Source organism: Agrobacterium sp. M50-1, assembly GCF_049843495.1.
GTDB lineage: Bacteria > Pseudomonadota > Alphaproteobacteria > Rhizobiales > Rhizobiaceae > Agrobacterium > Agrobacterium radiobacter.
In genome coordinates, this window is the sequence record NZ_JBBHZH010000007.1 from 129,173 (window position 1) to 147,856 (window position 18,684).

Annotated in this window: 17 protein-coding genes and 1 pseudogene; 10 read left to right on the top strand and 8 right to left on the bottom strand. The window is 57.2% G+C overall.

Annotated elements, in window-relative coordinates; all coding sequences use genetic code 11:
- Window positions 1-8 precede the first annotated feature (8 nt).
- Entirely contained in the window at window positions 9-1,043 is a 1,035-nt protein-coding gene (locus tag WDZ78_RS17450) for a Gfo/Idh/MocA family protein (RefSeq protein ID WP_026363612.1), read from the bottom strand.
- A gap of 138 nt (window positions 1,044-1,181) precedes the next feature.
- Here WDZ78_RS17450 and WDZ78_RS17455 point away from each other — a divergent pair, with 138 nt between their 5' ends.
- Entirely contained in the window at window positions 1,182-2,216 is a 1,035-nt protein-coding gene (locus tag WDZ78_RS17455; protein WP_020010235.1) for a LacI family DNA-binding transcriptional regulator, read from the top strand.
- A 16-nt stretch (window positions 2,217-2,232) separates the two neighbouring features.
- Here WDZ78_RS17455 and WDZ78_RS17460 read toward each other — a convergent pair.
- The 4 genes and pseudogenes from WDZ78_RS17460 to WDZ78_RS17475 form a co-directional block, all read right to left on the bottom strand.
- Window positions 2,233-2,473: pseudogene (locus tag WDZ78_RS17460) on the bottom strand (hypothetical protein); the annotation flags it as partial.
- A 40-nt stretch (window positions 2,474-2,513) separates the two neighbouring features.
- Window positions 2,514-4,178 carry a Zn-dependent hydrolase gene (locus WDZ78_RS17465; RefSeq protein WP_425673729.1) on the bottom strand — a complete coding sequence of 555 codons (1,665 nt, stop codon included), beginning with the start codon at window positions 4,176-4,178 and terminating at the stop codon, window positions 2,514-2,516.
- Complete coding sequence (locus WDZ78_RS17470) at window positions 4,178-5,113, bottom strand: dihydroorotate dehydrogenase (RefSeq protein WP_425673730.1); 936 nt, start codon at window positions 5,111-5,113, stop codon at window positions 4,178-4,180. The genes WDZ78_RS17465 and WDZ78_RS17470 overlap by 1 nt, the downstream gene beginning before the upstream one ends.
- Window positions 5,113-5,955, bottom strand: coding sequence for a dihydroorotate dehydrogenase electron transfer subunit (locus tag WDZ78_RS17475; protein WP_425673731.1), 843 nt, complete (start codon window positions 5,953-5,955; stop codon window positions 5,113-5,115). The genes WDZ78_RS17470 and WDZ78_RS17475 overlap by 1 nt, the downstream gene beginning before the upstream one ends.
- A gap of 481 nt (window positions 5,956-6,436) precedes the next feature.
- Here WDZ78_RS17475 and WDZ78_RS17480 point away from each other — a divergent pair, with 481 nt between their 5' ends.
- Genes WDZ78_RS17480 through WDZ78_RS17500 form a run of 5 tightly spaced genes read left to right on the top strand, consistent with a single transcriptional unit; the run spans window position 6,437 to window position 10,526 of the window.
- The gene (locus WDZ78_RS17480) at window positions 6,437-7,228 is read left to right on the top strand and encodes an ABC transporter ATP-binding protein (RefSeq protein ID WP_425673732.1); all 792 of its coding nucleotides are present in this window, start codon (window positions 6,437-6,439) and stop codon (window positions 7,226-7,228) included.
- Complete coding sequence (locus WDZ78_RS17485) at window positions 7,228-7,992, top strand: ABC transporter permease (RefSeq protein WP_425673733.1); 765 nt, start codon at window positions 7,228-7,230, stop codon at window positions 7,990-7,992. Before WDZ78_RS17480 ends, WDZ78_RS17485 begins: the two co-directional genes overlap by 1 nt.
- On the top strand, window positions 7,989-8,756 hold the full coding sequence (locus WDZ78_RS17490; protein WP_425673734.1) for a nucleoside phosphorylase: 768 nt from the start codon (window positions 7,989-7,991) through the stop codon (window positions 8,754-8,756). The genes WDZ78_RS17485 and WDZ78_RS17490 overlap by 4 nt, the downstream gene beginning before the upstream one ends.
- A gap of 19 nt (window positions 8,757-8,775) precedes the next feature.
- Window positions 8,776-9,780, top strand: a complete 1,005-nt coding sequence (locus WDZ78_RS17495; protein ID WP_425673735.1) for an ABC transporter substrate-binding protein — start codon at window positions 8,776-8,778, stop codon at window positions 9,778-9,780.
- 2 nt (window positions 9,781-9,782) lie between these two features.
- The gene (locus WDZ78_RS17500) at window positions 9,783-10,526 is read left to right on the top strand and encodes an ABC transporter permease (RefSeq protein ID WP_020010244.1); all 744 of its coding nucleotides are present in this window, start codon (window positions 9,783-9,785) and stop codon (window positions 10,524-10,526) included.
- Window positions 10,527-10,919: 393 nt separating this feature from the next.
- Here WDZ78_RS17500 and WDZ78_RS17505 read toward each other — a convergent pair whose 3' ends face one another.
- Entirely contained in the window at window positions 10,920-11,930 is a 1,011-nt protein-coding gene (locus WDZ78_RS17505; protein ID WP_020010245.1) for a hypothetical protein, read from the bottom strand.
- A gap of 272 nt (window positions 11,931-12,202) precedes the next feature.
- Here WDZ78_RS17505 and WDZ78_RS17510 point away from each other — a divergent pair, with 272 nt between their 5' ends.
- The gene (locus WDZ78_RS17510) at window positions 12,203-13,426 is read left to right on the top strand and encodes an MFS transporter (RefSeq protein WP_425673819.1); all 1,224 of its coding nucleotides are present in this window, start codon (window positions 12,203-12,205) and stop codon (window positions 13,424-13,426) included.
- Window positions 13,419-14,105 (top strand): dTMP kinase, encoded by a 687-nt coding sequence (gene tmk, locus WDZ78_RS17515; RefSeq protein ID WP_020010247.1) that lies wholly within the window; start codon window positions 13,419-13,421, stop codon window positions 14,103-14,105. The genes WDZ78_RS17510 and tmk overlap by 8 nt, the downstream gene beginning before the upstream one ends.
- 299 nt (window positions 14,106-14,404) lie before the next feature.
- Here tmk and WDZ78_RS17520 read toward each other — a convergent pair whose 3' ends face one another.
- Complete coding sequence (locus WDZ78_RS17520; RefSeq protein WP_425673736.1) at window positions 14,405-15,691, bottom strand: PLP-dependent aminotransferase family protein; 1,287 nt, start codon at window positions 15,689-15,691, stop codon at window positions 14,405-14,407.
- 14 nt (window positions 15,692-15,705) lie between these two features.
- Entirely contained in the window at window positions 15,706-16,872 is a 1,167-nt protein-coding gene (locus WDZ78_RS17525) for an ATP-grasp domain-containing protein (RefSeq protein WP_425673737.1), read from the bottom strand.
- A 394-nt stretch (window positions 16,873-17,266) separates the two neighbouring features.
- Between WDZ78_RS17525 and pyrF the strand changes: the two genes are divergently transcribed.
- The gene (gene pyrF / locus WDZ78_RS17530; RefSeq protein ID WP_425673738.1) at window positions 17,267-18,124 is read left to right on the top strand and encodes an orotidine-5'-phosphate decarboxylase; all 858 of its coding nucleotides are present in this window, start codon (window positions 17,267-17,269) and stop codon (window positions 18,122-18,124) included.
- The gene (locus WDZ78_RS17535; protein ID WP_425673739.1) at window positions 18,124-18,684 is read left to right on the top strand and encodes an NUDIX hydrolase; all 561 of its coding nucleotides are present in this window, start codon (window positions 18,124-18,126) and stop codon (window positions 18,682-18,684) included. Before pyrF ends, WDZ78_RS17535 begins: the two co-directional genes overlap by 1 nt.

The window sequence follows — 18,684 nt, forward strand, 5'->3', positions numbered from 1 at the left end:
TTCAGTCCTTATGCTGCAATTGAAACACGCTGGCCGAGGCGGGCGCTTTCAATCGCGCCGATCACCATGGCAAGGCTGTTGATGTTGTCGAAGGAGGCCGTTTCCGGCATCTGGCCGGTGCGGATGGATTCGAGGAACGAGAGAATGACGCTCGCGTGGCCGCGCGTATCCTTCGCGGAGACAGTATCGGAAACGTTTACGGTCTTAAAGCCACGCAGAAGCCCCTGTTCGTCGCCGGCCACGGAGGCGGAGAAATTGTCTTCCCCGTCCCAGAGGATCATGCCCTTGGAGCCGATCAGCCGCCAGCGCGCTTCCCAACTGGTCCGCTCGCCTTCGGCGCACCACGAACCGCGATAGGTGAAGACGACATCGTTGGAGAATTCGAAAATCGCGTTGGCGCTCGCCCCATGGGCATACCAGGAACCGGCCGGGTTCTTCTCGACGCAGAAGACGGAGAGGGGTTTTTCATTGGCGACGAAACGGGCTGCATCGAATGTATGGATCGCCATGTCGAGAAGCAGAACGTTTCTCATCTCTTCACGGAAGCCGCCGAAATGCGGACCAAGGAAGAAATCGCAATGAATTGCCGTCAGATCGCCGATAACGCCGTCTTGCAGCGCGCGGCGCAGCCGCCGGATACCGGCCACAAACCGCCGGTTTTGCACCACAGCATGAATTTTGCCTGATTTCTTCGCCAGTTCCACCAGCGTCGCGGCTTCTTCCATCGAGGCGGCAAGCGGCTTTTCGCTGAGCACATGGCACCCGGCCTCGAGACCGGCCTCAACCACGGCAAAGCGCGCCTGCGGGATGACGATATCAAAAAGGATGTCGGCTTTCGTTTCAGCGAGAACCTTGCGGAGATCCGTGCCAATGACCGCGTCGGTGAGGGCGAATTCGTCGGCCAGCGCGCGGGCCGTGTTCTCGTTCAGATCCACCAGGCCGGCGATCTTGATCGCGCCGGCGATTTCCGGCGTGGACTGAATGGCGCGCAACCAGCCTTTGGCCATAGCTCCGCACCCGCATAAAACGGCATTAAAAGTCATCTCATCTCCCCGGGCTCTTAGCAAACTCCTCTTTGCGCAGAGCGTCGTAAACGTTTACGAGACTATGCCAATGATGTTAGATATGTCAAGACCGTTAAGGGGCGCACCGATTGCGCGCCGGGCCTGGGAGGGGAGTGCATGAAAGGAATTCGTCAGCTTGCCGATTATCTGGAGATATCGATAGGCACTGTTTCCCGTGCCCTGAACGGCAAGCCGGATGTGAACGAAGAGACGCGTCGGCGTGTTCTCGAAGCGGCGGAAAAGCTTGGTTATGTCGCCAATCAGTCCGGCCGGAGCCTGCGCCAGGGAACCACCAATGTCATCGGCCTGATGACCGGCAGCGACGCGCAGACTGTTGAAAACTCCGACAACTTCTTTCTGGGTGTGACGGATGGTCTGCAAAGCGTGTTTTCCGAGCATAATCTCGATCTCATCGTTCTCCCCTGTCCGGGGGACGAGGATCCGGATGAATATTTGAAGCGCATGGTGGCGCGCCGCATGGTGGATGCGATGATCATTTCCGCGACCCGGCGGACCGACAAGCGTGTGGATTTCCTGAAGCAGACCCGCCTGCCTTTCGTGTCGCTCGGACGGACCGCTTCCAGCGACAGTCACGCCTGGATCGACCTCGATTTCGAAGGGGTCGCGAAAAGCGCCGTGGACCGTCTCGCCGCTGCCGGGCATCGCTCGATCGCGGTTGCCGTGCCCGACAGCGACATCAATCTCGGTTACATTTTTCTGGAAGGATACAGGCGCGCGTTGGAAGGCAATGGCATCGCCTATGATTCCTCTCTGGTCATCCGGGCGAAATCGAGCGAGCAGGGGGGATATCACGCCGCCAGCGAATGGCTGCAGATGCGGCCCCGGCCAACGGCGATCGTGCTGATTTACGAGCTGATGGCGGTCGGTCTTTATCGCCGGCTGGCGGAAGCGGGCCTGAAACCGGGGCGCGATCTCGCCGTCATCGGCTTTCGCGATGGCCCGCGCGGCCAGTTTCTGGAGCCTCGCCTCACCAGTTTCCGCATGTCCCTGCATGATCTCGGCGTGACGGTCGCCCAGACGCTATTATCGACCATGCCGGCCTACGCGCCCTTTTATCCCGGTCAGGCCCGCCATTGCGTATGGCCCATGCTTCTGGTGGCCGGCGAGAGCGATCCCGCCCCCGCAGCATAGGCCGCTGCGCGGGTCGTTAAAGCTTGTCGCCGCCAATGCTGACGACGCCGAAAGGATTGAATTTATACTGGTCTTCCTCATACCTTTCGTCGTCGGCGAGGGTGGCGCTATGGCCCTTCACGGCTGCTTCAACGCCTTCACGCGCCATTTGCTCGGCGACATTATCCATCAATGCGGCGATCTTTAACGGTTCGGTGTTCGTCGATCAGGTGAAACCCGACGCTCGTCATCCCTTCGGCATCGCCTCCTATGGGGCGGCCCCGATCACCCAAAGGCGCAATAGGCGAGGTGGCATTTTTAAAGCTGCTGGCCTTGCTCCCCGGCAATAAAATGTATTGCCATCATTGATATAGCCTTCAGCTTCTGGTCTGCGTCCGAGCCCCCAAATGCCAGGTCAAGCGTGTCTACGGCATTCTGGAAGCGGTCCAGTTCGCGGTCAAAAACATCCGCCTGCGTGGCCTCGCCATAATGCAGATCGGCAAACTCCTGGGCTGCCACCGCAAGAATGAAATAGCCAGCAGCCCGCTCGGGATCCGCCAGCGCGGCCTTCCGGGCCACGGTTGCGGCGCTGTGATAAGCCCGAGAGCCGTTACCTTTTTCCCGGATGATATCTGTAATCATTTTAAACATGGGTTTCTTCGCCTTTTCTTTTTCCCGAGGGGAGGGCTCCCTCGAAGGTAATGCAACCGGGTTGACCAGAAACTGATAGAGGATGTCCGTCGCGACGTCGAAATCCTCCATTGTCATCGCTTCTTGCGGATTATGAGATCCGTTGCGATTGCGGATAAAGATCATACCGGATGGAATTCCCGCTTCCGAGAACACCGCCGCGTCATGGCCGCCACCTGATGCAAGCAGGCAAACGGGTGAACCTGTCGCCCTCGTGGCCTCCTCCAGATGAGCGATGAGTTTCTCATCGCAGATCGCCGGGCTCGTCCATAAAGCTTCACCGGTGTCGAAACGAACCGCGCGCTCGCGCTCGATACGAGCGATCTGGGCAAGAACAAACGAATGCATGCTGTTAAGCATCCCGCTATCCTGGCTGCGAATATCCAGACTGAACTCTATAAAATCGGGGATCCGGGTCAATGCATGTTTCTGTTGATCTGTCGAAACCATGCCACTGGTTATGACGAGATCACGGCCGGCGGCGACAAATTCATGCCAGGCGGCGTCAAGAACGTTGAGGAGTTCCGCCATGGCGAGCACCGCGTCATGTCTATAGGCGAGGGGAACCGCCCCGGAATGACCCGCCTCGCCATAACAGGCGATTTTTCTGTAACGAAAATTACCGCGTATACCCGACACGATCCCGGTCGGCAGATTGCGCTCTACCAAAACAGGACCCTGCTCGATGTGGACCTCGAGATAGGCGCTCACACGTTTCGCGTCGATAATCGGTCTGCCGGCGCGGATCGGCTCCATGTCGATCCCTGCGGCTTCCATATGGTTGGAAAGCGTCCGTCCGTCACCTCGATGTCTTGCGGCAAGTTCCTCCGGTGAAAGTACGCCAAGAAGAGCTTTGGACCCCACGTAGCAGGGACCAAACCATGCGCTTTCCTCGCCGCGCATGGCAATGACCTTTACGGGTTGGGAGAAGCTGTTGCCCTCTCGCCTGGCGCGAACCAGGCACATGATACCTGACAGAACCCCGGCCAGTCCGTCGAAATTCCCTCCGCGAGGAACGCTGTCGACATGTGAACCACATAATACAAAGCGATCGGCCGTCTGATGTTCGGGTAGCGAGAATACGACGTTGCGACCTTGATCCCACACAGCGGCCAGCCCTTCAGCACGGGCAAAATCCATCAGGAACTGCAGCGTATCAGTTTCGACATCGGAGAACGCGGGTCGACTGACGCCTTCGAGATCGGCGGATTGTTTGGCGACCTGCCTGAACAGATGGACGGCTGTGCCGGACAGGTCGTTGATTTCGTCCGTGTTCGCAAGGCTTGCAGACATCAGGTATACTCCGCAAGAGCGATTGTTTCTCTGGCAAGTTTTGCAGTGCCGATTAATGCATCCACACTGGCGAGGCCGCGGGCAATGAGCGCAGCTTCGAGCTCACGGACAAGACGCGGCATGGTATTGGGGCTGATGAAAGTGGCGGTGCCCACCTGCACGGCACGTGCGCCGGCCATCAGATATTCGATGACGTCATCAACCGTAGAGATGCCGCCGCAACCGATTACAGGGATGGAAACCGCGTTAGCGCATTGATACGTCATGCGCAGCGTGATTGGTTTTATGGCCGGGCCCGACAGGCCGCCCATGACATTCCCAAGCCGGATCTCGCCGGTGCGGCTGTCAATGGCCATGGCTAGCATGGTATTGGCCGCGACGAGTGCGTTGGCACCTGCCGCTTCGGCCGCCTGCGCCACCTCCACGACTTCACCTGTATTGGGCGAAAGCTTTGCCCAGAGAGGCAGATCCGTTGCGTCACGGATTTTTCGAATCACGTTTTCGGTCGAACCGGGACGCATGGCGAAGGCCTTGCCGTGATCTTCAATATTGGGACAGGAAATATTGACCTCGATCGCGTCAACACCTGGAATGCTGATCTCCTCGGAGAACCGGGCAAAATCGTCGGCCGTTCCCGCGGATATGCTGACGACAAGAGGCGCCTCATACTGCGTGTAGAAAGGAATTGTGTTCCTGACAAACCACTCCGCGCCCTTGCTTGGTATCCCGATCGAGTTCAGCATTGCACCACGGATCTCACAGACACGTGGCACAGGGTTGCCTGAACGCCTTTCTCGGGTGATGGTCTTGGTCACATGCGCACCAATGCAGTCAAGGTCGAAAACATCCGCCAATTCTTCGGAGAATGTACCGGATGCCGGCATGATCGGGTTCTTTAGCGACAGAGTTCCGATCCGCGTGGAAAGATCCGTCATCACAGCACCTCATCGAGGTCAAAGACAGGACCTTCACGGCAGACCCTGAGATTGACTGCCTCTGCCGAGCGCTTGAAGGGTCGTACACAGGCCTGGCACATGCCAATGCCGCACGCCATGTGCTGCTCCAGTGCAACCTGACCCCCAATAGCATGCCTGGTAGCGATGTCCTGCACCATGCGCATCAGGCGGGCCGACCCGCAGGTGAAGAGAGAATCGACCTGGTGGCTTTCGACCAGCTTATCGATTAGCGGTGTCAGGCTCTCCACGCCTGAATTGCTTTCCAGATCGGTAACGGTGATGACTTCCGCGCCATAAGCGCGAAAAAGATCTGTAGACATAAGAAGCTCGGGAGAGCGTGCGCTGCAAATCGCGGTCAGTCGCCGCCCCGTGTACGCACATTCCCTGGCAAGCGGCGCAAGCGTCGCCAGCCCTACACCCCGCGCTAGAAGAAGAGGCCGTTGCCATTCAGCCTTTAATTCGAAACCCTGGCCAATTGGGCCGACGATATCCAGCGTGTCGCCTGCCTTCAGTTCAGACAGCGCACGGGTACCGGCACCAGCCACCTTATAGAGGAAGGCAAGCTCTCCTTCTTCCAGGTCATACGAGTAGATGCTCATCGGTCGACGGAAAAATGGCTGGAATCGATCCGTCTGAGGGCAAAGAATGTGAAAGAACTGGCCCGGCCGGCAATCGAGGACTGAATCGGGGGCCGAGAGCACCATCAGGCGGTACTGGCCGTTTACCGGCTCGTGTCGTTTTATGATCGTCTCGACCTCATGAATGGATCGACGGGGTGGAAGAGGAGCAGAAGCTGGAAAAGCACAAAGACTGGCTGACATGTCGTGAATCCGGGGAAAAAAGGGCTATCCTCCAGGGGCCAAGTCCGCTGTTGAGGCAAGCATAGACAGAGAGAAAAGTACGCAGACGGAAAAAACCGTCATCGCGCGACCAAAACCCAGATCAGCGTCGGGCGATAAGGCAACAAAGTGTCATGTGCACTCCAGCGTTCAAAAACAAAACATGTCCCTCAACGCATAAAAAGTCAACAAGATTCTCAAAATTGAGATTTATCGCATTAATAATCAGGCTGCGGCGGATTTACCGGCGACTTCGGTACAAATCTGTCGAGCGGGGACGCGCTGTGAGCTGCCCGACGCCGGAATCACTTCGGTCAAAAGCATACTATTGATATAAGTATCATCTTTGAGAACGTAGCTTGCTTTGTGAAACTTTTTGTGAAACCTTTCTATTCACGCGACTAAAACTGACAGACAGGGAAGGCAGTCGGGCGACGCCGGTTTCTTGTTCGGGATACGGAGAATGAGGGTGACGCAATCCGTGCCGATGATCGATATCGCAGGCATCCACAAGACGTTTGTCGCTGACCACGGGACAGTGACTGCGCTTGAGCCGTTAACCATTGACGTCAGGCCAGGCGAATTCATCTCGATCGTTGGGCCTTCAGGCTGCGGGAAATCGACGCTCCTCCGCCTGATTTCCGGTCTTGACCACCCAAGCGGCGGCACCATAAGGCTCGACACTGCCGGCCATAAGCGTCCGGTAGGCTTCGTTTTTCAGGAGCCGGTTCTTCTTCCCTGGAAAACGACCCTCGAAAACGTCCGGTTTCCCCTCGACACCGCCGGGGTTTCTCGCGCTGCGGCGAACAGGATTGCACTCGATCTGATCAAGATGGTGGGCCTTTTCGGCTTCGAGGGCGCTTTGCCGCGCGAGCTGTCGGGTGGAATGCGTCAGCGCGCGGCAATCGCCCGTTCGTTATCGGATGATCCACCGATCCTGTTGATGGACGAGCCGTTCTCCGCGGTCGATCTACTGACGCGAGACACGCTGAACGATGAACTGCTGCGGATCTGGCAGGCCACCGGAAAAACGATCCTGCTGGTTACCCACAGCGTCGAAGAAGCCGTCTATCTCGCTGACCGGGTCATGGTGATGACCGCGCGTCCGGGCAAACTGAAATCTATCCATGAGGTCAATCTCGCGCGACCACGCGGCGAAGAAACCAAACTCGACCCCGCCTACCACTCACTCGTCGCCCGGCTTCGCCGCGATTTACGTACGCCTGGCGAAACCCGTGACGGGAAGCCGCAATAATGGTAAGGCACTTCACCGCCTGTCTCGACTATATCCTGTCACTGGCAGCGCTGCTTGCACTCTGGTGGCTTGCTACTGGTCCGATGGCAATGCCTGCGTATCTTCTGCCCTCCCCTGCGCGCACCTGGGGTGCACTGGTCGCCATTGCGAGCAACGGTGATCTCTGGCTGCATCTCGGCTTCACCATCCAGAACATCGTGCTCGGGCTCTTCCTGGGCCTGATCGCCGGCATCGCTCTGGCCTACGCGATGACGCGTTTTCCGAAGCTCTCGGTCTGGCTGGACGGCCCGCTCGTTATCCTTCAGACAGCACCTAAAATTGCGCTCGCGCCCCTCTTCATCGTGTGGTTCGGCTTTGGGGTTCTGTCCAAAATCATCCTTGTCTTCTCGCTTGTGTTCTTCCCGGTCTTTATTGGTGCCCTGTCAGGGTTCCGAACGCTCGATCCAAAAATGAGGGACCTGGCGACACTTCTGGGTCTCGGCAAAATCCAGCGGTTTATGCAGATCGAATTTCCGTCGGCCCTGCCGGAGATCTTCGTCGGCCTGAAGATCGGCGCGGTCCAGGCGCTGGTTGGTGCGGTGCTGGCCGAGTGGATGTCGGGAAAGCTCGGACTTGGATACCTGATGACCTATGCCGCCGCTACCTACAAGACGCCGCTGCTCTTTGCTGCCGTTCTGCTGACCGTCGCACTCGGTCTTGTGATGCATGTCGTCTTGTCCTCGCTGGAAAACCGGCTTCTCTCGTGGAAGGGGACGAGGAAATGACAAGCGCCGCCTTTCCCTGGAACAACGGCAGGCCGCCGCATCTGCCCTGCGGGCCCGGCGACATTGCAGAAAATGTTCTAACGCCTGGCGATCCGGACCGTGTCCGTTTGCTCGCCGACATGATGGAGGACGTGACCGATTTCGGTCGCAAGCGGGAGTTTGCAGTCATAACCGGCACCTACGAGGGCCGGAGACTGACCATATGCTCCACCGGCATTGGCGGCCCCTCGACTGAAATCGCCCTGGTGGAACTTGCCATGCTCGGCGCCAGGAAGGTAGTGCGCATCGGAGGCATGTCGGCGCTGGCGGCGCAATATGCGCCCGGCTCTTTCGTCGCAGTAAACCATGCTGTAGGCGATACCGGCTCTGCGCGCACCTACCGCATGGCTGGCGGCAAGGCCAAGGCGTCCTCGCGTATCGTCACCGGCCTGGTCGATGCGGCCTCCGAACTTGGCATCACCTGTCGCACCGGCATGGTCGCGTCGACCGACAGCTATTATCTGGGCCAGGACCGCCGCTACCGGCCTGTCGACGACGGTCGGGACGTGTGTGGAAATTTCGTCGGCCACTTCCAGGCTCTGGGTGCGATTGGCGTCGAAATGGAAAGCGAGATCCTTTTGACAGTCGGAAGTGCAATCGGACTCGAAACCGGTTGCCTCCTCGGAATTCACGGAAATCGCGCCACAGATGAATGGCTCGACGATTACGAGCCCACCCAGCGAAATCTTCTGCGCATTGCGGGACGCGCTTTCTCCAGACCGTAAACAACCGAGGGGTCAAACGATGTTCAAAATTTCCAGCGCGGCCGCGGCCGGTCTTATTGCTGTTTCATTTTCGCCACTTGTTGCCATGACGGCGAGCGCTGCAGACAAGGTGATACTTCAGATCGACGGTGCTGCCGCACCGTTTTACGCCCCCCTTTACGCAGGTGTGGAGAAAGGGATTTTCGAAAAAAACGGAATCAAGGTTGAATTCATTTACGCCGCTGCGGCTGACATTCTCACCAACATTGCTGCCGGGAATGTCGATTTTGGCTTTCCGAATGGTGATGCGGTCGTTGCCGCTGTGGCTAACGGTCTGCCCGTCAAGGTGATCCACACCACATATCAGCGCGGTATCGGCGCGCTGTTGGCGAAGGAAGAGAGCGGAATCAGATCTTACGCGGACCTGAAAGGCAAGAGGGTCGCCGTCACCAGCCTTGCCAGCCCCAACTACCTCCAGCTTCAGGTTGGTTTGCAACGCGCCGGCCTGACACTTGACGACGTTTCGGTCGAAGTGGTGGCGACAGGAGCGATCGTCCAGTCGCTGCAGGCTGATCAGGTCGATGCCATAGTCTTTTCCGAACTGCGAAAATACAATCTGGAAGCCGACGGCACCAAGGTCACCATGATTCTGTCCAACGACTTCCTGCCCTCCTTTGGCAATGTGGTTGTTACCAGCGACAGCAAACTTTCGGAAAACGCCGATCTTGCCAGGCGCTTCACCACTGCAATCACCCAGTCGTACCAATGGGTAATAGACGGCCACGTGTCTGAGGCGCTTGATATCGCGCTTGAAAAATACGCGCCAACCTGGCCCAGGGATCAAAAGCCCATGTTGACCACGGCTTTTGAACAGACATTCGTGCCCTCCGTCTGGCAGAGCACCCTTACCAGGGAAAAGGGCCTTGGCGCGGCCGACATGGCGGGCTGGCAGAAGAATGCCGACATCCTGGCGCAATACAAGGTGATCGACACTCCTCCCAAGGCCGCGGATTTCGTTATCGACCCCTATTCGATCGGCCAATAAGGATGCTTCTGCGTGGCGTGGCGGGTCTGACCGCAACCTTCTTTCTGTGGACGGCAATCATCTATCTCTTCGACGTGCCGGCGTTTCTTTTGCCGGAGCCCGTCGAAGTATTCCACAGGTTCGGTTTCCTGTACAAAAACGCCAGCCTCGGCCGGCATATATGGGTGACACTGTCTGAAATTGTCGCGGGGTTCATGCTCGGCACGCTTGCCGGCGTCTTCGCCGGCGCAGTCTTTGTCCGGCTGCCCCGGGTCGAACGTTTTGCCACGCCGCTCGTTCTGCTCCTGCAGACAGCTCCAAAAATTGCAATCGCCCCGCTTTTGCTTTTGTGGCTGGGTATCGGGCCGGCTCCGAAGATCGTTCTGATCGCGATCGTCACGTTCTTTCCGGTCATGTCCGGCATGATGACCGGCCTGCGCTATGGTGAAAGCAGCTTCCGTGATCTCGCAACGGTGCTCAGGTTAAGCCCATGGCAGCGGTTCCGCCACATTGAATTGCCAACTGCGTTGCCGTCGGTCCTCGCAGGCATGGCAGTCGCCACAACGCTTGCCATAACGGCAGCTGTCATCGGCGAACTGATGGGCGCAAATGAAGGGATCGGCTATCTTCTGTCATCGGGTCAGGAAAACAGCGACACATCCGTTGTCATCGGCATGGTCATGCTTTTGTCACTGATCGGCTGGGCTTTTTATGAGGCTGTCGAATTGATGAGACGCCGCCTGGTTGGCAGGTTCCAGTCATCCTGAAGCACACGGTGTTCTGCCGTCTTCCTTCGCGGATTCTGACTGCCGGGATGTACGAAGGGTCGGCGAAACGATAACCAGCGACGACGTGCACCCATGCGTGGGCGGCTGAACTGATAGCGGACAAGACCAGTCGGGCTCCCATCACCAGACACGGTCCGTTGCTGCGGACTCTCACATCCGCGTTTGTCCCGACATTTGCAAGTTCGGTCAGAAGCCGCCTGAAACAGCAGTCTCGCGCCGTGGTCCAGTCGACTGCGACGCTGGCGTCCGATGGCGATGACATTTTTATGGACCGTTGGTGCTGATCGCAGACCGATGCAGCATCCGGCGTGCCGGCTTGTGGCTATAACGCCCTTTCCCCGATCGTGGCGTTTCGTGCAATCCTGTTGCCAGTCATACGTTCTGGACGAGGAATTCCCGCACCGAACGCGTGCCGGTGTTGAAAAGCAGCCGCCGGAATTCGAACTCCAGGACCGTTTGCGGGTCGTGGAAAGGTTCTCGCATGAATTCCTCCTGCGTCAGGCGCAGAGCTTCTTCAGCCGAGTAGAAAATATCGCCGCTGGCGTTTAGGAGTGCAGTATTCGCCTCGTAGATTTTGGTCATCAATTCACAGGCTGCAAGCACTGCTGCCTTCCTGTCGGATATTGCACTGCCTGCGGAGCCGTACCAGGCGATAACTTCCTGACCAAGGGGACGCAACGGTTCCGGCAGGCGCTTGAGGTTTTGCATGACCCATTTGGGCTTGGCGTTGGTGCTCCCGGCGAGATGGCAAAGTCCGGCCGCCTGATCCATCAAAAACATGGTACAGACGAGGAGGCTGGTATCGAAGTCGCCGGAACCCCATGTACCCATCAAATCCTTGAATTCGGGATAGCCACCGGTCCGATTACGGTATTGGACGAAGGAGAGTTTTTCCCAGAAGTCCGTCGGAAACAGTTGCACAAATTCGCTGCTGCCCGTGACCGTGATGCCGACCTGCATCTTGTGCAGCGCATCTTCGGACGAAAGGGGAAGCTTTTTGCGCAAGGTCTTTGTTCCCCGACGCGCCAGCTGGTAAAGTGCCAGAACATCATCCTTCATCGCCTCGACCTCGGCTCGGGTATAATATTCGACGTCAAAAGCCACGCCATCTTCACGAATGTAGTCGACGAAAGTGCGTAATCCGCCGTTCTGCTCAATGAAGAAACTGTGATCGCCAGTGTGCCGGACCGGCGGAAGCTCGTCGCATATGACGTAGACGTCGATGTCAGAGTGCTTGTTCCCGATACCCTCCACCAGCGTCCCCGACAAAACGACGATATCGCCCTCAGCTGGCCGACAGCGGGCCAGTATTTCATCGCGATCAATCCGCAGGTGGCCGTTTAAAAACGAGAATGTCGATGGTGTGGCCGGCATAAGATTCATTTGACACCTGCTAGGGCTACGATTGCGAATAAAGTATCATTATTTATACTTTTCTCATTGTCAACCGTACGTCACAACCGTGGGATGGGCGCGCAAGAGGTTCAAGGCGACGTCGGAACGTGCCACAAAATGCAATATTGCAGTGATTTTGCGTCAAAACGCCGTATCTATGAGGTGTCGAGGCAAACCGCAGCGCGAGGCTGCCGACGCCTCAAAATATATATTGCGTGATCAATCTCCGTAATATATCAATTTTGAGACTTTTCCACAATATGAGGAGGCGCGCGCCTTTGATTTCCCGATATTTTACGGCGATAACGCTTGCTGGCGTCACCCGAGGCCTCTGGGTGATTACCCTCGGATGGTCATCGGCACTGATCGGGGGATCGGTAGCTCTCGTGGGCATAGCTTTTCTGGTTGGTCATCTCATGAACGTAATCCTGGCACCAAGTGTCGGAGCCTTGATCGACCGGCGCAGCAGAAAACGGTTGGCGATATTCGGACAGACGTTGTTCGGATGCGCGATGGCAACGCCCTGGTTTGCACATCTGCTCGGTTACGCGCCGTCCTATGCGATGCTTCTTCTCATCGCCGCCTGCATTGCCGCAGCGGCGCTTGTCCAGGGCGGAGCCCTCGACGCTATTCAGAAGTCCATCGTCGACAAGGGCGACATTAAGCGTACAAATGCAATTGCCAACGGTCTGCGGCAGGGATCGATGATTGCAGGGGCGGGCCTTGGAGGGGTCGTTCTGATGTGGCTGCCGATCCATGCGGGTTTCATCGTCGGTTCCGCTCTATGCGCTCTCGTCGTAGTCTGCCTGCTCGGTCTGCCGGACGCAAATCCACCGGTCAGTGCGCGGAAAAGCTATTTAGCGCAGATGGGGGAAGGCTATCGGTTCTTCCTGCGCAAGCCGGAACTTGGCCGGCTGGCTCTTCTGATTGGCTTAAGCACTTCTGTTGGTCAGTTGTCGAATGTTATGCTCCCGCTTCTGGTGCAAAACGAACTTGACGGCGGCAGCGAGCTATATGGGCTGATTGATGCACTTTGGTCAGTCGGCGGTATCGCCGCCGCGGCCTGCGTCGCGCGTTTGTTGAGACGGTCCGGCCTGGGTGGCTTCGAGTATCTTTCCATCGTCGCCCTGGGGCTTTTCACCGCCATCGTATCGTTTTCACTGAACTCCATGTCGGTCGCGGGTCTGTATCTTCTGATGGGCTTTGCATTCTCGTTCTCGAAGATCCTGTGCGACGGGCGAATGATAGAGCTGGCTGACATGGAATCGATCGGCAGGGTTCGCACATATACCCAGGCGGTCACCAGCGCCTTTGGACTGATAGTATTTTCAATGCCGGCGCTGACGGGGGTGGAAAGCGTACGAACCCATTATGTCTTCTGGGGTCTGGGTGTCGTCGTAATTGCAGCAGCAATTTATCTCACCACCAATTTTGCCGGCGCAGCCGTCGGGCAAGCAACCACGGAAAGAGACGCGCATGACTAAAACTCATTCCTTCAACTGGGCGCAAACACGCTGGCCTGGAAGGTTAATCGCAGTCGAGGGCTTCGACGGCGCAGGCAAAACGACACAGATCGAACTTCTGCACAGACGGCTTGCTGAACTCGGCCATAATGTCGTCCTGACCCGACAGCCATCGGACTGGTATCGCCAGAGCGAACTTGTCCAGCAGTTCCTGAACAATGGCGGCACGCCGGAAACCGTCCGCGCACTCGCTTTGTTTGCGGCAGCAGACAGGGTGCGGCACTGCAGCAACGTCATAATACCTGCACTTGCCCGTGGCCAGACAGTCATCAGCGACCGCTATGTATTCTCTTCTGTCGCCTTTTTTTGGAGCAGGGGGATCGACCCGGAGTTCATCCGGACGATCAATCAGGGGATTCCCCGGCCAGACTGTGCGATCTATCTCGACGTCAAAGCAGAGATTGTCAGGGAACGGCTGCTGGCGCGCGATGGCGACAAGCTGAAGCACGAAGAAAATTCAATCGAGACCATCAACCGCGTTATGGATAACTTCAGGAGCCTGGCACCCGAGCTGAACATAGTGGCGGCACAAGCGGAAAGGGAAGAGGTGTTCCGTGAGATATGGCAGCTGGTTGCGCCCGCTTCAGACGTGACGACAAGACGCCCCGCGCCTGCCGGCGCCACCGGTTTGCGCATTTGAAGCACTTCCCGGAAAACGCCTCTCGCTCCCGATGTTCGTCATACACAACCGAGGCGTCCTGCCCGCATTTTCTGTAGACAAACGTACCTGAGACGCAGCGACCCCGTCTGGAGGAACGGCCTGAAAGTCGAGAGGCATGATATCCATGCCTTCGCGCCCCTGGTCTCCCGCCCTGGCGGCCCGGTTCTCCCGCCAGCCTAGTGCGGGACAGTACGCTTCCCAACCGTCAGAAATCACGGCAAGCGACAGACTGCACTGCAACGCCCCGCATACAGCACACAAGGCTTGAAAAATCTCTCTCAGAGACCGGGAACCGGTACTATTTCCGGCGGCGCGACTGAACCGAGATCCGCCATTTCATCGGTGATCAGGCGGCTCAGTCGCTTGATGCCTTCCTGCGCGCGCTCCGGTGGGCAGGAGGTGAAGCAGAGGCGAAGCGTATTCCGGCCCGAACCATCGGGGTGGAAGGGGCGACCAGGAACAAAAGCGACGCCTTCGAGAGCAATAGCCTTGGCAAGCAGAGCATTGGCGTCGAGACCGTCCGGCAGCGTCAGCCAGACGAACATCCCGCCCTCCGGTTTCTGCCAGCAGACCTTGTCGGGCATGTATTGTTCGAGCGCACTGATCAGATTGTCGCGTCTTTGCCGATAGGCCTGCCGCGAGGCAAGCACACGCTCGTCAAACATTTCAGCTGCAACGCGGTGCATTACCATCTGGTTGATCGTTGAACTGTTGAGGTCGCTGGACTGCTTCAGCAACACCAGCTTCTGGATGAGGGGGGTTGCAGCACATATCCAGCCGATCCGCATGCCGGGAGTCATTGTCTTGGAGAAACTGCCGCAATAGACAACAAGAGAGTTTTCGATCGAGCCACATTCCTCGATATCGAGCTGCATGATTGAAGGAAGCGTGCTTCCTTCGTATCGTAACGCGCTGTAGGCCGCGTCCTCGACCAGGGGAATGTCATTATCGCGTGCAAGGGCAAGCAGCCGACGCCGCGCGCATGTTCCCATCGTTTCACCCGTCGGGTTCGAGAAGTCCGGATTGGCATAGATGAGCTTCAAGGGACTGGCGTCGTCGGCGTCTGGGCTCGGGCGCCCTGCAGCTTTCCCTTTCGCGTCGAAAAAGCGGTAGTCGGGTTCATAAGCGTCGAAGATTTGCAGTGCACCGAGGTAGCTCGGCTTTGAGATCGCAACAGAGCTGCCTTTTTCGAGAAAGAGACGAGAAAGAAATTCGATGGCCTGCTGCGCTCCCGACGTAATCAGGATGTTGTCTGAACTGCAGATGACGCCCTGTCGGTGCATGAAACCGGCGATCCAGCGTCGTAGCGGCAGATAGCCTTCACTGGCGCAATATTGCAGGGAGACCTGCGGGCACTCCCGAAGGTATTTCTGATAGCCGTCAAGAAACTGTGGGGAGGCAAAAAGATCAGCGTCAGGAAATCCACCCGCGAAGGAAATGATATCGGGATTTCCCAGCAAAGCGAACAGATCCCGAATTTCCGATGCATGCATGTTCCTGGCTCTGTCCGCGAACCGCTTTTCCCAGGTTTGTGTTTGAGGGGATATCGATTTTTCGTTCGTCATAAATTTCTCCCGGTTCAGGATGCGCTGGCCACGGGTACTGCGGTCACGTGACGGACAATTTCATGAATGACGTCCTCGCAAGACGACGGTTTCCGCACGATCCCGCAAAACGGCGAATGGATTTCGCTATAGGAAGGAACGTCCGGTCTGGTGGGTTGCGCGTTGATCAGGCACCGGACGAACTGGTCGTCAAAGGTCTGCCTGACCGAGCCGCAATCGAGGTTCGCGCCATAAGGAAAGAGGAACCACCCAAACATGTCTTGGGCGCCCCGGCCGAGGACAACGTTTGCAGTTTCGCCAACCGCACAACGCAAATCCGCGTGGTGGAGATTGACACCGGTCTTTAACTCGAAGGCTTCGGCGATATAGGCGCCGCCGATGCGCCCTGCGAATTCCAGAAAATGTGGTTGACCATTGCCGTCAACAATCATTTCGAGGTGAAACCCACCGTCGGAATAGTTGAGCAGGCGGGAAAGCTCCGTTACAGCCGTGCTCGCCCATTCGGGATTTTCGATTTGCGTTGAGCCGAGGGCTGAGCCAGCCGCATAGGAAAAACACGTATTGACGTATTTCGATGCTTGCAGGATGTCCAGCTTTCCCCCCTGCAAAAGCCCGTCAAGATGAAGGATGTCGCCGGGGATATATTCTTCGACGAGCCAGTCTGTCTCACGAAGGGTTTCGACGCGGGCATCAAGTTCATTTCGTGAACCGATCCAGATACCGTTGCTGGCCGCATCCAGTCGCGGCTTGAGCACCAGTGTCTGATGGAGCGGTATCCGGCCACTCGCGCGCTTGTATTTTGCAAGCGACCAGAATGCGGGCTGGCTGACGGTTGATCCACGGACTGACATTCGCATTGTCAGTTTGTCGCGGATCGGAAGCACCTTTGCGACCGTGTCGCCGGGAATATTGAACCGTTCACGGATTTGGGCGGCGAGAATGAGGTCACGCTCACCGCGTGCAACCAGGCAGTCGCAATTCGCGCATGCCTCTTCTATCAGCGCCGGTAGCGCATCCGGATCAAGGTCGGACAGTTTGGCGGTGATGATCCGTGCTCGCGCAGGCGACACCCCGTCGAGGAACTGACCGATATAGGTCACCTCATGCATATCGTGGTCGATTACCTGATCGTACCGGATGCGCTCCGGATCAACCCGGTTGAGTATTACAATTCTTGCCAATGCCCGCTCCTGTTCTCTGCTCAAACACTGATCCGAATGTTTTTGGACGCCTGCTTCCAAAGGGCTGCTCTTCGATCTCCCTGATCCACGGGGCGGAAATGGCGAAAGAGCCGCACTTCCTCCGCAGCCGTCGCTCGATGGCGAACTCGATCGTGATATTTTCTGACATTAGTACATTTATTGAGACAAGCAAGATGCTAAATCTAGCGCTGACGACGCTCAAAATTCTGTCAGACGAAAAATAAAACTTTCAATAATATCTATATTTAACATTTACTTAGATATCCAATCCGCGAGCACCATCCGGCGTCCGGATTTAAAATCGACAATTTTAGCTTGAGTTTTTTATGAACATAATCTCATTATTAAGACGAAATGACGACAAAGGGTATTCATGTCATCCGCCAACTTTTCCTCGCGCTTTATGCGAACCGCTCAAAAGGTGTCACCACTCTGCGTCGGGTTCGACCCGTCAACCACGGTTCTTCAATCGTGGGGGCTTGCGCCCGATGCACAGGGAGCGGCACAGCTCTGTCGCGTGCTTCTTGACGCCCTTGACGGGCTGGCCGGCATCGTTAAGCCGCAAGTAGCTTTCTTTGAATCCTTTGGGCCCGAAGGCATGCAAGTGCTTGCCCGTTTCATAAGCGAGGCGAAGTCGCGGGACCTGCTGGTTATCGCTGATGCGAAGCGCGGCGATATTGGTTCGAGCATGGAAGCCTATGCGAGCGCGTGGCTTGGGCCCGAAAGCGCCTTCGGCGCCGACGCAGTCACCGCCAGTCCTTATCTGGGACCCTCGGCGCTATCGCCCCTGTTTCGGCGAGCGGCTTCGACGGAGACGGCGGTATTTGTGGTGGTCCGCTCGTCCAATCCAGAGGGCGCATCCGTTCAATCCGCCATGACGCAGGGGCGCAGCGTCGCTCTTGATGTCGCAACATCCATCACAGCCTGGAACGACGCCCTGGAAAATGAGGGCGCTATCGGGCCGGTTGGCGCAGTCGTCGGCGCTACGGGCGGAGCCGAAAGCGCAACACTTCTGGATGCAATGCCCCGATCCCTCTTCCTGTCTCCGGGTATTGGCGCACAGGGGGCAACGATGCAGGACGCGCATAAAATGTTCGGGTCAAGTGCATCGCGTGTAATCCCAACAGTCTCCCGGTCAATCCTTTCGGCAGGACCTGACAGAGACCGGCTTCGCGAGACAATCGCAGGCTTTGCCCGTTCAGCTCGCTTGCTGCAAGAGCAGGGGCGCTGATGCCTACACTTTTATCCTTCCCGGAACCCACGGATATTGCGGAACTCTTTGTGACCCGCTCACGGCTGGGCATCGATATCAGTACAACCAATTTTGCCGTTGAAGGACTTGTTCTGAACGATGAAGGGCAAGTGGTTCTCATCAAGAGGGGACCGATGTGCCGTGACAATATTGGCCTCCTTGAGGGGATTGGGGGGCAATGCCACGACGAAGAGCGATTTCGGGACGCATTGCACCGGGAAATTGCAGAAGAAGTCGGAACAGCGGCCATAATTGAAATCGAGCGGTTTTCTCACATGCGCCTCCAGCATGAACGGGAAGGAGCGTCGGGAGCATCCGCGAAGTGGATTGTCGTGTCTTATATCTGCCGCTGGCGCTCCGGTCCCCTGACCGTTGCCGAACCGGCAAAAAATAGTGGCTTCCATCTGGTTGATCCGCACGCATTCAGCGCCGTGGATCTCGCACCTTCCGCAAGATTCTCGCTGAACATTTACCGCGCGTTCGCCAGGCAATTTTCGCCTGATGACGCGACAAGAGATTTACTCACATTGAGGGAGTGA

Coding starts and splice junctions, on each gene's coding strand:
- WDZ78_RS17450 (WP_026363612.1), bottom strand. CDS start 1,043: ATGACTTTTAATGCCGTTTTATGCGGGTGCGGAGCTATGGCCAAAGGC.
- WDZ78_RS17455 (WP_020010235.1), top strand. CDS start 1,182: ATGAAAGGAATTCGTCAGCTTGCCGATTATCTGGAGATATCGATAGGC.
- WDZ78_RS17465 (WP_425673729.1), bottom strand. CDS start 4,178: ATGTCTGCAAGCCTTGCGAACACGGACGAAATCAACGACCTGTCCGGC.
- WDZ78_RS17470 (WP_425673730.1), bottom strand. CDS start 5,113: ATGACGGATCTTTCCACGCGGATCGGAACTCTGTCGCTAAAGAACCCG.
- WDZ78_RS17475 (WP_425673731.1), bottom strand. CDS start 5,955: ATGTCAGCCAGTCTTTGTGCTTTTCCAGCTTCTGCTCCTCTTCCACCC.
- WDZ78_RS17480 (WP_425673732.1), top strand. CDS start 6,437: ATGAGGGTGACGCAATCCGTGCCGATGATCGATATCGCAGGCATCCAC.
- WDZ78_RS17485 (WP_425673733.1), top strand. CDS start 7,228: ATGGTAAGGCACTTCACCGCCTGTCTCGACTATATCCTGTCACTGGCA.
- WDZ78_RS17490 (WP_425673734.1), top strand. CDS start 7,989: ATGACAAGCGCCGCCTTTCCCTGGAACAACGGCAGGCCGCCGCATCTG.
- WDZ78_RS17495 (WP_425673735.1), top strand. CDS start 8,776: ATGTTCAAAATTTCCAGCGCGGCCGCGGCCGGTCTTATTGCTGTTTCA.
- WDZ78_RS17500 (WP_020010244.1), top strand. CDS start 9,783: ATGCTTCTGCGTGGCGTGGCGGGTCTGACCGCAACCTTCTTTCTGTGG.
- WDZ78_RS17505 (WP_020010245.1), bottom strand. CDS start 11,930: ATGAATCTTATGCCGGCCACACCATCGACATTCTCGTTTTTAAACGGC.
- WDZ78_RS17510 (WP_425673819.1), top strand. CDS start 12,203: ATGAGGAGGCGCGCGCCTTTGATTTCCCGATATTTTACGGCGATAACG.
- tmk (WP_020010247.1), top strand. CDS start 13,419: ATGACTAAAACTCATTCCTTCAACTGGGCGCAAACACGCTGGCCTGGA.
- WDZ78_RS17520 (WP_425673736.1), bottom strand. CDS start 15,691: ATGACGAACGAAAAATCGATATCCCCTCAAACACAAACCTGGGAAAAG.
- pyrF (WP_425673738.1), top strand. CDS start 17,267: ATGTCATCCGCCAACTTTTCCTCGCGCTTTATGCGAACCGCTCAAAAG.
- WDZ78_RS17535 (WP_425673739.1), top strand. CDS start 18,124: ATGCCTACACTTTTATCCTTCCCGGAACCCACGGATATTGCGGAACTC.